The 14,142-nt window shown below is 67.0% G+C and carries 11 protein-coding genes and 1 riboswitch; of the genes, 7 read left to right on the top strand and 4 right to left on the bottom strand.

Annotation, left to right across the window (positions count from 1 at the left end):
• Nucleotides 1-81: 81 nt before the first annotated feature.
• On the bottom strand, nt 82-2,535 hold the full coding sequence (locus BMW75_RS15015; protein ID WP_256381723.1) for a DNA internalization-related competence protein ComEC/Rec2: 2,454 nt from the start codon (nt 2,533-2,535) through the stop codon (nt 82-84).
• 137 nt (nt 2,536-2,672) lie between these two features.
• Between BMW75_RS15015 and BMW75_RS15010 the strand changes: the two genes are divergently transcribed.
• The 4 genes from BMW75_RS15010 (at nt 2,673) to BMW75_RS14995 (ending at nt 6,603) form a co-directional block, all read left to right on the top strand.
• A complete protein-coding gene (locus BMW75_RS15010; RefSeq protein WP_092580370.1) occupies nt 2,673-3,596 on the top strand; it encodes a LysR substrate-binding domain-containing protein in 924 nt (307 codons plus the stop codon).
• Between the two features lie 153 nt (nt 3,597-3,749).
• Nucleotides 3,750-4,727 (top strand): Bug family tripartite tricarboxylate transporter substrate binding protein, encoded by a 978-nt coding sequence (locus BMW75_RS15005; protein ID WP_092580369.1) that lies wholly within the window; start codon nt 3,750-3,752, stop codon nt 4,725-4,727.
• Nucleotides 4,728-4,774: 47 nt separating this feature from the next.
• On the top strand, nt 4,775-6,061 hold the full coding sequence (locus tag BMW75_RS15000) for a M28 family peptidase (protein ID WP_092580368.1): 1,287 nt from the start codon (nt 4,775-4,777) through the stop codon (nt 6,059-6,061).
• A 92-nt stretch (nt 6,062-6,153) separates the two neighbouring features.
• The gene (locus tag BMW75_RS14995) at nt 6,154-6,603 is read left to right on the top strand and encodes a PA2169 family four-helix-bundle protein (RefSeq protein ID WP_076520431.1); all 450 of its coding nucleotides are present in this window, start codon (nt 6,154-6,156) and stop codon (nt 6,601-6,603) included.
• A 53-nt stretch (nt 6,604-6,656) separates the two neighbouring features.
• Here BMW75_RS14995 and BMW75_RS14990 read toward each other — a convergent pair whose 3' ends face one another.
• Nucleotides 6,657-8,399 (bottom strand): hypothetical protein, encoded by a 1,743-nt coding sequence (locus BMW75_RS14990; protein WP_254792018.1) that lies wholly within the window; start codon nt 8,397-8,399, stop codon nt 6,657-6,659.
• Between the two features lie 144 nt (nt 8,400-8,543).
• On the opposite strand from BMW75_RS14990, the gene BMW75_RS14985 reads away from it, so the two are divergent.
• The 3 genes from BMW75_RS14985 to BMW75_RS14975 all read left to right on the top strand — a co-directional run bounded on the left by BMW75_RS14985 (nt 8,544) and on the right by BMW75_RS14975 (nt 12,369).
• Nucleotides 8,544-9,110 (top strand): DUF2846 domain-containing protein, encoded by a 567-nt coding sequence (locus tag BMW75_RS14985; protein ID WP_254792017.1) that lies wholly within the window; start codon nt 8,544-8,546, stop codon nt 9,108-9,110.
• A gap of 95 nt (nt 9,111-9,205) precedes the next feature.
• Nucleotides 9,206-9,332: riboswitch (TPP riboswitch) on the top strand.
• A 29-nt stretch (nt 9,333-9,361) separates the two neighbouring features.
• Entirely contained in the window at nt 9,362-10,177 is an 816-nt protein-coding gene (gene thiM, locus BMW75_RS14980) for a hydroxyethylthiazole kinase (RefSeq protein ID WP_092580366.1), read from the top strand.
• 74 nt (nt 10,178-10,251) lie between these two features.
• Complete coding sequence (locus BMW75_RS14975) at nt 10,252-12,369, top strand: 5'-nucleotidase C-terminal domain-containing protein (RefSeq protein ID WP_092580365.1); 2,118 nt, start codon at nt 10,252-10,254, stop codon at nt 12,367-12,369.
• Nucleotides 12,370-12,420: 51 nt separating this feature from the next.
• On the opposite strand, the gene BMW75_RS14970 is transcribed toward BMW75_RS14975, so the two are convergent.
• Both BMW75_RS14970 and BMW75_RS14965 read right to left on the bottom strand, forming a co-directional pair.
• The gene (locus tag BMW75_RS14970; RefSeq protein ID WP_092580363.1) at nt 12,421-13,179 is read right to left on the bottom strand and encodes an iron ABC transporter ATP-binding protein; all 759 of its coding nucleotides are present in this window, start codon (nt 13,177-13,179) and stop codon (nt 12,421-12,423) included.
• Complete coding sequence (locus BMW75_RS14965; protein ID WP_092580361.1) at nt 13,176-14,138, bottom strand: iron chelate uptake ABC transporter family permease subunit; 963 nt, start codon at nt 14,136-14,138, stop codon at nt 13,176-13,178. The genes BMW75_RS14970 and BMW75_RS14965 overlap by 4 nt, the downstream gene beginning before the upstream one ends.
• Between the last annotated feature and the right edge of the window lie 4 nt (nt 14,139-14,142).

Raw genomic sequence — 14,142 nt, 5'->3', positions numbered from 1 at the left:
GAGGACACGTTTGCTCCCATTTCAAAGACATGACCTCGTACGGATTCATCAACATACGAACCGGCATGCACGACGCTGCCGCTATCGCCCGTGCCAGTACCGCCCGCCCCGCTCCCGTTGCCCCCACACTTCCAACCCCTCCGGACGCGACCACGCCATCACCGCGCCATCCTTGTCGCTGCGCCAGAATCGCGCCCCCGCCCGCATCCATCTCAACTCCACCGCCCGTGCCGGATGCCGGAACCGGTTCAGATGCCCCGCCTGCGCGATGACGTGCGCCGCATTCACAGCCTCCACCAGCTCCCGGCCGGAGGATGACGCCGAGCCGTGATGCGGAGCCAGCACGACATCCGCTTGCTCCAACCCTTGCGCCACCATTTCCCGCTCCTGCGCCGTCCCCACGTCCCCCGTCAGCAGCAAGCTATGCCGCGCGCCCTTCACGCGCAGCACACAGCTATCCGCGTTGCGGTCCTCGGCGCGCGCGTCCTTGACGCCACGGGGATGCAGAAACGTGAACTCCACGCCGTCCGCCTCCCAACGCAGCCCTCGTTCGCAGCGCGCCATCTGCCTGGGCAGGGCCGGCTGCGCCTGACCGGCATCCGGCCACATCCTTGCGTCGCGGCGCACGAAGGCGGGCAGGTCAAAGGACGCGAAGCTGCGCTCCACCGGCACCGCGGCCAGGACCGCGCGCGTTCCGCCGACGTGGTCCATGTCCGCGTGCGACAGCACCAGCTCGTCCAGCCGCGCGACGCCGCGCGCCTGCAGGAACGGCGCGACCACGCGCTCGCCCGCGTCGCTGCCGCCGAAGCTGCGGGGACCGGCGTCGAACAGCAGCGACCGGGTTGCGGTTTCGACCAGGATCGCGCTGCCCTGCCCCACGTCCATCGCGCTCATGCGCCAGTAACCGGGCTCCGGCCTGTCCGGCCGCCAGAACAGCAAGGGCAGCATGCAGGCCCATCCCAGATGGCGGCCCGGCCAGCCTCGCGCCTGCAACGCCCAGGCCATGCCCGCCCCGGCCAGCAGCAGCCAGGGCCAGCCCGCCGCAGCGACCGGGACGCTGGCCCATCTGGCGTTGCCCACCCAGGCCACCGGCGCCATGGTCAGGTCAAAGGCGGCCAGCCCGGCCTGCCCCGCCCACGCGGCAAGTCCGTCCGCCCCCGGCACGCAGGACAACGCCGCGCACAGCAGCGCCAGCGGCGTCACGATGAAGGTCACCGACGGAATCGCCACGGCATTGGCCAGGGGCGACCCGAGCGACACTTGGTGCACCAGAAAGGCCAGCAACGGCATCAAGCCCACGGTGACCATGAGCTGCAGACGCACGGCCTGACCTGCTCGGGCCGCCCACCGCGCACGCCAGCCGGCCTGGGCGTCGATGGGCGCGGCCGCGATGCGCAGCAGCACGGCCACCGCTCCGAACGACAGCCAGAAGCCCGCCGACACCGGCGCCCACGGATCGAGCGCAACCACTGCCGCGGCTGCGCAGACCAGCACCCGGCCGCCGGACAACGGCAGGCGCGACAGCGCCGCCGCCAGCACCACGAGCAGCATGAAGAAGGTGCGCCGGGCGGGTACGCCCCAGCCCGCAAGCAGGCAGTACAGCAGCGCGACCATCGCCGCCACGCACCCGCCCGCGACACGCGCCGGCATCCGCTCCGCCACGCCCACGCCGCGCCAGCGCAGGCGTCGCCACAGCGCCGACGCAAGCAATCCCCCAATGCCGGCGATCGACGTGACGTGCATGCCGCTGATCGAGACGAGGTGCGTGATGCCGCTGCGGTTGAAGATCCGCCAGTCCTCGCGCGACACGCCGGCCTGGTCGCCGATCGCCAGCGCGATCATCACCGGCGCATACCGGTGCTCGCCCAGCGCCGCCCGCATGCCTTCGCGCACATGGTGCCGCGCCCGCTCGATGGCGATGCCAGGCGTGGCCCATGGCCGGTCCGCCAGCAGGTCGGGCTGTCCGCGCACCGTGCCCACGGCGCGCACGCCTTCGGCGAACAGGCGCCCTTCGATGTCTGGCCCCGCGGGATTGAGCAAGCCGTGCGGCCGCCTCAGCACCAGCGCCATGCGCCAGACCTGGCCGGGCAATACCTGCGGCACGGCCTGGTTGGCGCCAGCGCCGGCCTGCCAGGTGATCTGGATTCGCGACGGAATGCCCGGACGCGCAGGGCCGTCCAGCTCCGCCAGGAAGCGCTGGCGCTGTGCATCGCCCTCGGGCAGCGCCGCCACGCGCACGACCAGGCGGGAGACTTCGTCCTGATGCATGTCGGCCAGCGCGTCGTCCATGCGAAGCTGGGCTTGCACCGCCGCGTTGAGCAGGCCAGCCGAAAATCCCAGCGTCAGCGCGGCGAGGATGCGCAGGCCAGGATGCCGGACGCGCATGCAGACCGCACAGGCTGCTGCGGCGGCCGCCACCGCCAGCAACAGGATGGACGCGCCGGGCAGCGCCGGTAGGATCTGTACCAGGCCCGCACCCGCCACGAACGCAACGCAGAACGACCGGCCCGTGATGTCTTTCTCCCGAAAGGACACAGCGTAGGCGGCGACCGCGCCCCGTGGACGGCAGGGTGAACGGTTTCATCCATGTCGGCCAATCGCGGGGGGCGTGCGCACGCCGCAAATGCGCACGCAGTAAATTACGGCCAACCCCATGCCCCTTCCCGATCCCCATGAAAGGCACCCGCAACTCGTTGTCCTCGCTGCGCATCTTCCTGACCGCCGCAGAAACGCTGAATTTCAGCCGCGCCGCCGAAGCGCTGAACCTGACCCAAAGCGCGGTCAGCAAGCACGTGGCGGCGTTGGAAGACCGCCTCGGCACGGCCCTCTTCAAGCGCATGCCCGCGGGCCTGCGTCTGACCTACGCCGGCGCCCTGTACCTGGAACGTATCAGCGCCGCGGTGCGCCTCATCGATGAGGCGGACGCGCTGGTGGCCAATCCCGCCTCGCGCGTCGCCCTCAACGTGGCGGTCTCTCCGTCCTTTGCCCAGTTCTTCCTGCTGCCGCGTCTGTCCGAATTCTTCGAAGCGCACCCCGAGATCCGCGTCAACATCCGTCCGCGCCTGTTGCATGGGCGTGACCGCGCGGAGCGGTTCGACGCCGAAATCCAGCTTCACACCGGCTATGTGTCGGGCATGAGCGCGCAGTATCTGTGCGGCCGCGAGATGACGCTGGTCGCCGCGCCGTCGTTGCTGCAACGCCATCCCGTCAAATCCGTGGACGACATCGCGCAGTTGCCGTTGCTCAAGCGCGCCCAGCGCGGCTATGGCTGGGACGAATGGCGAGCCGATGTCGCGCCCCTGTGGTCGGGACCCGCCGCGACCGCGGCCGAGTACGAAGGCTTTTCGATCCTGCTGCCGGCCGTGATGAATGGACTGGGAGCGGGGATCATGCCGCTGTGCATGGTGCTGGACCAGTTGAAGTCTGGCCCACTGGTGCGCCCATTCAAAGAAACCGTGGAAGGCCGCTACGGCTATCACCTGATGCAGCCGCGCCCCAATGTGGGCGGTCCGTACTGCCAGGCGTTCTGCGACTGGGTCGTCGCGCGCGGGCAGGAACTCAATGCCCGGGCGCGCAGCTACGCGGGCCTGGCCTGACGCTCAAGCTCCAAGCCCCCAGCCCCAAGCCCGCCCCAGCCGGCCCGTCCGCGGCATTCCAACTTGGAATATCCCATGCGCATACTTCCTTTGCCCGGGCCGCACGCACCCACCACAATGACGTGAAATTATTCATGGATCACCATAAAAATCATGTCCAAGTGGAAAAACACCCTGGCCGCCCTGGCCGCTCCCCTCTTCCTGGCCAGCGCGCAAACCGTCTCGGCCGCCTATCCCGATAAGCCGATCAAGATCGTCGTGCCCTATTCGGCCGGCGGCAGTTCGGACGTGGTGGCCCGCGCCATCAGCGATCAACTGGGCGCGCAGCTTGGCCAATCGGTCGTTGTCGAAAACCGCGCCGGCGCGGGATCCATGCTCGGCACTGCCTATGTGGCCACCGAGGCGCCCGACGGCTACACCCTGCTGCTGGCCGACGTGCCGTTCACCATCGTTCCGGCGCTGTACAAGGACCGCGTGAAATACGATGCGAAGCAGGATTTCGCGCCGATCACGCTCTTGGGGCTGTCGCCCACGTACCTGTTCGTCAATCCCGCATTTGAAGCTCAGGACGTCGCGTCGCTGGTTGCAGCCGCCACGGCCAAGCCCGACACGATTTCCATCGGATCGGGAGGCAATGGGTCCTTGACCCACCTGATGGCCGAACTGTTCATGCTGACGACCAAGACCAAGCTCGCCCACATCCCCTACAAGGGCGCGTCCGCGTCGGTCAATGATCTTGCCGGCGGCCAGATCCAGGCCAGCTTCACCACCATGCCCACGGCCGTCGCGCTGTACCAGGGCGGAAAAATCAAGCCGCTTGCCGTGTCTGCGCCCACGCGCCAGGCCGGCACGCCCGATGTGCCGACGTTTCAGGAACTGGGTTATCCGGGATTGACCGTGCAGAGCTGGTGGGGCCTGGTGGCGCCGTCCGGTACGCCCGCAGACGTGCAGAAAAAGCTGGCGGACGCGATGGCCAAGGTCATGCAATCGGACGCGGTCAAGCAACGGCTGTCCAGCGTGGGCATGAACCTGCCGCCGGATACGAGCGCCGCTGCCCTGAAGGCCTTGTTGGCGCAGGATTTCCAGCGCTGGGCCGACGTCGTGCAGCGCGCCAACATCACGTTCGAATAACCACCGTTGTATGCGCCGCCCAGCGATGTGCGGCGCCGGAGACACCCATGACATCCTGGCAACAGGCGGCGGCCGGCGACTCGGCCCTGATGAACGATTTTCAGACCATTTGCGGTTTTGGCGGACGCCTGTCCGGCACCGGGCAGGACGAGGCGGCCATGGAATGGGCGCTGACGCGGCTGCGGGAGGTTGGATCCGATGTCCGGCGGGTCAGCGTGCCCTACGATGGCTGGCGCTGTCTTGCCAGCAGCCTGACCCTGCTGGGCGACAAGCCGGCGAACCTGGAATGCGTGCCCCTGTTGCGTTCGGCCTCCACCGCGCCGGAAGGGCTGGAAGGCATGGTCCTGGACCTGGGCGCAGGCCGTCCAGAAGACTTCGAGCGCGCCGGCGATGCCGTGCGCGGCAAGATCGTGCTCGTGCGGCACGAGTATCCGTTTTCCCAAGGCCATGTGCATCGTCGCCGCAAGTACGACATGGCGGTGGCGCAAGGCGCGGTCGCTTTCCTGATCGCCAACCCGCTGCCCGGGGCCGGTCCCTTGTCCGGATCCTCGGGCCGGCCGCGCGACGGCGCGGGCATTCCGGCGGCCTACATCGATCACGAAGCGGCCCTGGCATTGGCTGCCCAGCCCGGCGCACGCGTGCGCCTGCACATCCAGGGCGAGGAACTGCGCGATTCGATGGCCTGCGCCGGCATCCTGGACCTGCCCGGCGGACGCGACAGCCGGATCGTCATCAGCGCGCACATGGACGGCCATGACCTGGGCTGCAGCGCGCTGGACAATGCCACCGGCGTCGCCGTTGCGCTGGCCGCGGCGCGCATCCTGGCGCCCAGGCTGGGCCCCGGCACGCCAGGCCTGCGCATCTGCTTCTTCACCGCCGAAGAATGGGCGCTGGCAGGATCGGCCCGCTATCTGGCCGATATGCCGGCAGCGGAACGCGACACCTTGAAGCTCAACATCAACCTGGACACTGTCGCGGGCGACGACACCCTGTGCGCGCTGATCAGCGAATATCCGGCGCTGGCGGGCGTGGTGGACGGCGCCGCCGAGCAGGCCGGCGTGGCGGTGTCGCACTGGTTGCCCTTCATGCCCAATTCGGACCACGCCAATTTTGCGAAACACGGCATTCCCGCGCTGCGTCTGGTGGCCGGTTTCGAAAAGCCCGAGTCACGCGTGCGCCACATCCTGTCGCGCGGCGACGTGGCCGGCATCATCCACGAAGACGAATTGCGCAACGCATTGGCGGTGACCTGCGCCATGGCGTCGCTGGCCCTGGACATGAGCGACGGCGACCTGAACGCGTTGAAGGCCGGATCGACCTGCCCGCGCGTCTGACCCGCCGGCGGCCGACCCAGGCACGCGGCTTGCTGAGTCTCCTTCCTGACAGGCGGTAGCCGCCGCCTGGTATCCAAACCAAGGAGACCGATATGGCCGACCATGTGACCAAGGTGTTGAACGATCTCATCGAAATCTCGAAGGATGGCGAGAAGGGCTTCGCGGCTGCGGCCGAAGACACGAAGACCCCTGAACTTCGGGAACTCTTCGGGAACCGTTCGCGCGATTGCGCGGCGGGCGCTGCCGAGCTGCAGGCCCTGGTGGCCCAGTTGGGCGAGAAGCCGGAAGATAGCGGCACGGTGTCCGGCGCGATGCACCGGGGCTGGACCAACCTGAAGGCCGCCGTCGCAAGCCGCACGGACCTTGTGCTGCTCGAAGAGTGCGAGCGCGGCGAGGACGTGGCAAAAGCCGCCTACAGCAAGGCGCTGAAGGAAATGCTGCCGGAGAACATCCGCGCGGTGGTCGAACGCCAGTACCAGGGGGTGCTGCGCAACCACGATCAGATCCGCGACCTGCGCGACCGCTACCGCGCCGCGACTTGATGTGTCTGGCGGCCCCCGGCGACCGACTGGCGCCGGGGGCTGTCACGCGCCCATCATGCGTGTAGCCAAAATGCGCTTTCGGCGAATTCCTCGCCTTTCCACCAGTTCGCCCGCCCCCGGCCCCGTTTGAAATTCGTGGCCCCCGCCTGGCTCTGCACAGGCGCGACCACCTCGCCGGTAGCATCCCGTTTGGCGGTGACGTCCGCCGTTTCCGGCACCACGATGACGATGTGGCCGGACTTTCCGTCTTCCCTGCGCCGCGCCACGATGACGCCGATGGCCCCCTGGTTGGCTTCGGTCTGCAGCTTCGTCAACGTGCCCGTCTGACGCCATCCGAACCCCGCCCCGAAATCGCGCAGCCACCGGAACAGGTCGTTCGCCCGCATCTCGAAGAGGGTATTGCCCAGCAGGGGCTGCACCGGTTTGCCCTGGGCCAACTGCATCAGCGCCTGACCGGACCACCACACCCTGGGAATGTAAGCGCCTGCGAGGCGGCAGAAGTCATGCGCATAGATATTGCAAAAGGTCGCGGTCCGGGTGGGCTGATATCGCAGGAAGTCGGGATTCTCGACATCCAGGTAGTCGACGATGGCGCCCAGTTCCGCGCGCAGCGCTGCGGGCGTGGTGCCGGACCGCCCCGGTGCGCCTTTCTCGTTCAGCGAGCGCGCCGTGGCCCGGTCCTTGCGCCGGGTCACCAGCCCGGCCTTCTCGGGCATATTGACCTCGACGACTCGCGAAGCCGCCGTAGCGTCCGCTGGCCTGTTGACGTCGATCTTCTGGTTGGACGGCCCGGCCACCAGGAATTTCGCCGAGGAGAATCCCTGGACCAGGGCGCCATTGAGGCTGGTCTCGATCTGGAAAAATCCTTTGGTCGGCCCCGCCAGGGCCCGCACGGGATGCCCGTCGGGCAGATGAGCCACAACGTTGGCCTGCGGCGGGTCGCTGATGCGCGGTTCGCTGCGCACTCTGAGCATGCCATCGGTGATGGCCACCTTCATGGGCGTGCCATCGCGCGTGACCGGGGAAGGGGCGGCGATCAACGCCTCGCCCGCTGCGGGCGTTTCCAGCAAGGGCGCGTCCGCGCCCGGATCCGGCACCGTGTGCGCTAGCCGGATGAGATCGAAGAGCGCCTGCCCGTAGTGCTTGCCGCCTTCGGGCTGGAACCCCTGTTCCAGGCCCTTGGATTCCTTGTAGCCCCCGGTGTTGTAGACAATGCCCACGGTCGCCAGGTCAAAGTCCGAAAGACTGGACCGGCCCTCGAAGCCCCGCTTCTTCAAGGCGAACTGCAGCACGCCCAGCGCCCGCTTGAGCGACCCATCGAACGTTGCCCATTGGCGCTGCAAAAAGTAGTCGGGCTCTCTCAGGAAATGCTGGATGTCCACCTGATACACCCCGAACGCATGACAGTACTTCTCGGGGTTGCCGGCGACTTTCTTGTAGGTGCCCCCCACGACGTTGGCCATGTTGACCAGCGCCTCGCGGCCCATATCGAACATGCGCTGTCCTTCAGGCTTGCTCAGCAATTCCCCCAACGTCTTCGGGAAAGCCCCCCGGCCGTCGAGCGTGTCGCCCACGCACAGCGCCATCACCTCGTCGACCGACGCGAGCTTCTTGCGGGCGATCGGCCAGATTTCCCCGCTTTCCTGGCAGGCCAGCGCCGTGAGGAAATCGACGGTCAAGGGCGTGCCCTTAGTCGCCGCGGTCATCTTGCTGAAAAAGTTCGACTTGAACCAGGCGATATCGTCTTTCGTGACCATCCGTGCTCTCCCCGAAGGCTGCGGCGAAAAACGGGCCACAAGCAATGCGCGTCGGCAACCTGAATCTGCATGGATGTTAGGGTCAGGGCAAGGAACGGCCATACCTCACATTGGGTATGGGCGCGCGGCGTCGCGCCGGTCTAGGCCGCCTTGGAGCGTGCGCGTGGACGTCCGATACAATTTATGACACACTCTGATATTTTTGGATACGCCTGCTTAAATCCGAGTACGGGCGGCTCGCAACCTCAGTCATCCATTGATATCCCGACCATGTATCGAACCCCGAAGAATGTGCTGAAAATGGCCGTTGCCTGCGGCGCCCTGCTTGCGGCAACCGGATGCGCCAATGTTCCGCTGGCGCCTGAAGAGAGCAACCAGAAGGCCAAGACCTTTGCGGCGCCTGACGAAGGCAAGTCCGGACTATTCGTTTATCGGGACAGCTACGTCGGCAAAGCGCTGAAGAAAGACGTGTATGTCGATGGAAACTGCATTGGCGAAACCGCCGACCGGGTTTTCTTCTACACCCAGGTCGAAGGCGACAAACCGCATAAGGTGTCGACCGAATCGGAGTTTTCCCCGAACGATCTCATGCTGACCATGGAGGCGGGCAAAAACTACTTCGTGCGGCAGTTCATCAAAATGGGCGTATTCGTCGGCGGGGCCGGCCTTGAACAAGTCCCGGAAGAAGAAGGAAAGCGCGTGATTTCCAAGCCAGAGGTCAAACTGGCCACGCAAGGTCAGTGCGGCTGATCATCCAGGCTTTTTGACCCAGCACGCCAGCGCGCCCGCGTGCCTGGTTTGAAGCGGGAGCTTGACACCTCCCGCTCCCCCCCGGGAACATACCCTCCATCCACCCGGGGAGCTTCGCCAAGAAGCTGAGAATCCGTTGGCCTGCGCATGCAGGCAATGCACGGCGACCCGTCGAACCTGATCCAGACAACACTGGCGTAGGGATGGTGCGTGTCCCGCGGCGCGCGTCCCCTGCGCAAGGAACGCCCGGCATGACACCCAACGATCTTCAGGCCCTCGCCCTCCCGTCCCAAAGCCTCCTTGCCGCCGTGCGCCGCGACGCGCCGCTCGTGCAGTGCCTGACCAATTACGTCTCCATGAACTACGCGGCCAATGCCGTGCTGGCCATCGGCGCGTCGCCCGCCATGGTGCATGCCGAAGAGGAAGCGCCAGAATTCGCGCGCATCGCCGGCGCGCTGGTCATCAATATCGGCACCCTGTCATCGCCCTGGCTGCAAAGCATGCTGCTGACCGCGCAAGCTGCGAAAGCAGCGGGCACGCCCTGGGTGCTCGATCCCGTCGCCCATCACGCCACCGCGTTCCGGCGCGACGCCATCGAGCGGCTGCTCGACCTTGAACCCGCCATCATCCGCGGCAATGCCTCGGAGATCATTGCGCTGGCTGGCGGCCACAGCGCCGGCCGGGGCGTGGACGCCCGCGACGCAGTGGCGCAAGCCGAGCAGTCGGCGCGGGACATCGCGGTGCAACGCCACACCGTGGTGGCGGTCACGGGCGAGGTCGACTACGTCACGGACGGCGCCCGCGCGGTGCGGATCGCGGGCGGTTCGCCGCTGATGCCGCGCGTGACGGCGACCGGCTGCGCATTGAGCGCGGTGGTCGGCGCCTTTGCCGCCGTGTCGCGCGACGATCCCTACGTTGCCGCCCTGGCTGCCCTCTCCTGCTTCGCCATCGCGGGCCAGCGCGCCGCCGTCCAGGCTGAAGGACCGGGGTCGTTCGCATGGCGGTTCCTGGACGCGCTGGCGGCGCTGGAAGACGATTGCCTGACCCGCGAGTCGCCGCTGCGTTGATCTGACCCCGTGCATGTCATGCATGGGTCACACACTGTCCCCAAAATTCTTTCCTTCAACCTGGAGGAAAGACGGTGAAGCCACACCTACGCAAGATCTTTGCAGTGACGGCCAGCGTTGCGCTGGTCGCCGGCCTGTCCGCCTGCGGCGGCGATGACGATGACGACGACGCCGCGCCCGGCACACCGCCGCAGGCGAGCGTGCCGCAGGGCGCGACGCTCGACGTTGCGATCCTGGGCACCACCGACCTGCACGCCAACGTGCTGGGCTACGACTATTACAAGCTGGCCGAAGACAAAAGCTACGGCATGGACCGCACGGCCACGCTGATCGCCAATGCGCGCAAGCAGCATCCGAACACGCTGCTGTTCGACAACGGCGACACGGTGCAGGGCACCGCCCTGTCGGACTACCAGGCGCTGGTGTCGCCGGTGCAGTGTTCCGACATGATCGCGATCTACAAGCAGATGAAGCTGCTGTCGTACGACGCGGCCACCATGGGCAACCACGAGTTCAACTACGGCCTGCCCTTCCTGTCGCAGATCACCAATGTGGACTTCGGGCTGGACGGCATCGGCAAGGGCACGGCGCAGACCAACCCGGCCGGCGCGAAGGACTGCGCGGCGCCGGCGTTCCCCTTCGTGTCCGCCAATGTGGTGTCGGCGGCTTCCAAGCAGCCGATCTTCAAGCCGTGGGTGCTGCTGGACAAGACGTTCCAGGCGACGGACGCCAGCGGCAAGGCCATCGACGTGCCGCTCAAGGTGGGCGTGATCGGCTTTGCGCCCCCGCCCATCATGCAGTGGGACAAGGCCAACCTCGAAGGCCATGTGGAAGTCACGGGCTGGAAGGAGACGGCGGCGCGCTACGTGCCGGAAATGAAGGCCGCGGGCGCGGACCTGGTGGTGGCGCTGGCGCATGGCGGCATCGACCTCGCGACGGCGTACAGTCCGGACATGGAAAACGGCGCAGCCTACTTGACCCAGGTGGCCGGCATCGACGCGCTGATCACGGGCCACCAGCATCTGCTGTTTCCCGACACGAATGCCAAGTCGCAATTCGCCGGCCAGCCGGGCGTCGAGCTGGAGAAGGGCCTGATCAATGGCGTGCCGACCGTGCAGGCCGGCCAGTGGGGCAACAACCTTGGCCAGATCACGCTCAAGCTCACGTACGACCAAGGCTGGAAGGTGCGGAAGGACGCCACGCAGGTGCAGCGCATCTCGACGCGCCTGACCGCGCAGAGCGGCGCCACGCCCGCCACGTATGTGGAGCCGGACAGCGCCGTGCAGCAACTGGTGCAGGCCGAACACGCCGCGACGATCGACTACGTCAAGACGCCGATCGGCCAGAGCCAGTTCGACATGGCCACGTACTACGCGCTGGCCGGCGACGTGTCGGCGCTGCAGATCGTGAACATGGCGCAGATCGACTACCTGACGGACTACATCGCGAAGAACAGCCCGTCGTATGCAGGACTGCCGATCCTGTCGGCCGCCGCGCCCTTCAAGGGCGGACGCAACGGCCCCGGCGACTTCACGTATGTGCAGCAGGGCAATGTCGCCATCAACAACGCGGCCGACCTGTACCTGTACCCCAACACGCTGCAGGTGGTGCGGGTCAGCGGCGACATCGTGCGCCAGTGGCTGGAAAAGACGGCCGAACAGTTCAAGCAGATCGACCCCGCCCAGGTCGCGCCGCAGGATCTGATCGACACCAGCTTCCCGACGTTCAATTTCGACGTCCTGTACGCGGCGGGCAATGCGCTGCGGTATGAAATCGACGTGACGCAGCCCAAGGGCTCGCGCATCACGGCGCTGACGTACAACGGCGCGCCGCTGGATCTGACCGCGCAATTCCTGGTGGTCACCAACAACTACCGCGCCAGCGGCGGCGGCGATTTTCCCGGCCTGGCCGGCGGCAAGGGCGACATCGTGCTGCAGGCTCCCGACGCAAGCCGCGACGTGCTGATCAGCTACATCAAGAAGAACCCGGTGCTGGATCTGGCCACCTTCGGCCTGGACCGCAGCTGGCGCTTCAAGCAGGTAGGCGCGCTGGCCGGGCCCGTGGTGTTCTCGTCGGTGCCCGGCACGCTGGCGATGGCCACCGCGCATGGCGTGACCAACGTGTCGGTCTATGACGCCACGCCGGACGCCACGACGCAGCTTTCGCGCTACGCGATCGACCTCAGCCAGTAAGCCGGCAAAGCGGTCGAAGCGGCGGGGCGTCCTGCAACGGGACGCCCCGCCCTAGCGGTAGTAGACGCAGATGCGCTTGCCGCCGATCTCGTGCACGTCGATCGGCAGCTCGTACAGATCGCTCAGCACGTCCGGCCGGATCAGTTCGTCCGGCGTGCCGTGGCGCGCGATGCGCCCCTGCCGCATCGCCACGATGCGGTCCGCGTAGCTGGACGCGAAGTTGATGTCGTGCAGCACCAGCACCACTGTCTTGCCCAGTTCGTCGGCCGCGCGCCGCAGCGTGCCCATCATGGCGACGGCATGCTTCATGTCCAGGCTGTTCAGCGGCTCGTCCAGCAGGACATAGCGCGTGTCCTGGCACAGCACCATCGCGACGAACGCGCGCTGGCGCTGCCCGCCGGACATCTCGTCCAGGTAGCGGTCGGCCAGCGGCTCCAGGTTCAGGTAGGCGATGGCCTGGTCGATGTGGACCTTGTCATCCATCGTCAGGCGCCCGCCCGTGTGCGGATAGCGCCCGAAGGCCACCAGGTCCTTCACCGTGAGCCGCAGCGGCAGGTGGTTGTCCTGGCGCAGGATGGCCAGGCGGCGCGCCAGTTCCCGGCTGTCGGCGCGCGTCACGTCCAGGCCTTCGACCAGGACCCGCCCCGCGCTCATCGGCAGCAGCCGGCTGACCATGGACAGCAAGGTGGACTTGCCCGCCCCGTTGGGTCCGATGATGGCGGTGACGCCGCCGGCCGGCAAGTCCAGGCTGACGCCGTCGATCACCACCGTGTCGCCGTATTGTTTGCTGACGTTCTGGATTTCTATCATCGGCGCCCCTTGCGCAAGATCAGGACGAGGAACATCACGCCGCCCACGAATTCGATCACCACGCTCACCGTGGTATTGAGCCCTAGCACGCGTTCCAGCAGCGTCTGGCCGCCCACCAGGAAGATGACGCTCAGCAGCGCCGCGGCCGGGACCGTGTGGCGGTGCCTGTCGGACCCCATGGCCTGGTACGCCAGGTTGCTGACAAGCAAGCCAAAGAAAGTCACGGGCCCGACCAGCGCCGTGGACACGGACACCAGCACGGCGATGGCCGCCAGAGTCAGCATGAGGGTGCGGCGGTAGTCCACGCCCAGGTTCAGCGCAATGTCGCGGCCCAGCGCCAGCACGTCATAGCGGCGCCGCATCCGCCAGACCAGCAGGGACGCGGCGCACACCGCCGCAAACGCGATCGGCAGCAGCCCCACCCGCACCGAATTGAAATTGGCGAACATGCGGTCCTGCAGCACCAGGAATTCGTTCGGATCGATCAGGCGCACCACGAAGCCCGACAGGCTGCGAAACAGCAGGCCAAAAACGATGCCCACCAGCATCATCAGATGCAGGCTGCGCACCGCGTCGGAAAACAGCCAGCAAAACAGCAGGCAGGCAAACGCCGTCATGGCGCACACCTCCAGCAGGAAAGCGGCGACGGGATGGCTGACCGTGGCCGCTGCCTGCCCGAAGCCGAACACCACCACCGCCTGGATCAGCAGGTACAGGGCATCGAAGCCCATGATGGCCGGCGTCAGGATGCGATTGTGCGTGATGGTCTGGAACAGCACCGACGACACCGCCACGGCATAGGCCACCAGCAGCATGGCCAGCAGCTTGCCGCCGCGAAAGGGAATGACGAACGACCACTGGCCATTCGCGCCCAGCGTCATGAAGGCCACGGCGCAAAGCAGCGCCACGGCCCCCAGGGCCGCTAGGCGCCACGCCTGCGGCGGTCGCGTGGCCGCCATGCGA

Source organism: Achromobacter sp. NFACC18-2 (assembly GCF_900108985.1).
GTDB lineage: Bacteria > Pseudomonadota > Gammaproteobacteria > Burkholderiales > Burkholderiaceae_B > Achromobacter.
Note: the sequence above shows the minus strand (reverse complement) of the source record. Positions and strands in the feature narration are given on the sequence as shown.

Coding starts and splice junctions, on each gene's coding strand:
- BMW75_RS15010 (WP_092580370.1), top strand. CDS start 2,673: ATGAAAGGCACCCGCAACTCGTTGTCCTCGCTGCGCATCTTCCTGACC.
- BMW75_RS15005 (WP_092580369.1), top strand. CDS start 3,750: ATGTCCAAGTGGAAAAACACCCTGGCCGCCCTGGCCGCTCCCCTCTTC.
- thiM (WP_092580366.1), top strand. CDS start 9,362: ATGACACCCAACGATCTTCAGGCCCTCGCCCTCCCGTCCCAAAGCCTC.
- BMW75_RS15000 (WP_092580368.1), top strand. CDS start 4,775: ATGACATCCTGGCAACAGGCGGCGGCCGGCGACTCGGCCCTGATGAAC.
- BMW75_RS14970 (WP_092580363.1), bottom strand. CDS start 13,179: ATGATAGAAATCCAGAACGTCAGCAAACAATACGGCGACACGGTGGTG.
- BMW75_RS14995 (WP_076520431.1), top strand. CDS start 6,154: ATGGCCGACCATGTGACCAAGGTGTTGAACGATCTCATCGAAATCTCG.
- BMW75_RS14965 (WP_092580361.1), bottom strand. CDS start 14,138: ATGGCGGCCACGCGACCGCCGCAGGCGTGGCGCCTAGCGGCCCTGGGG.
- BMW75_RS14985 (WP_254792017.1), top strand. CDS start 8,544: ATGACACACTCTGATATTTTTGGATACGCCTGCTTAAATCCGAGTACG.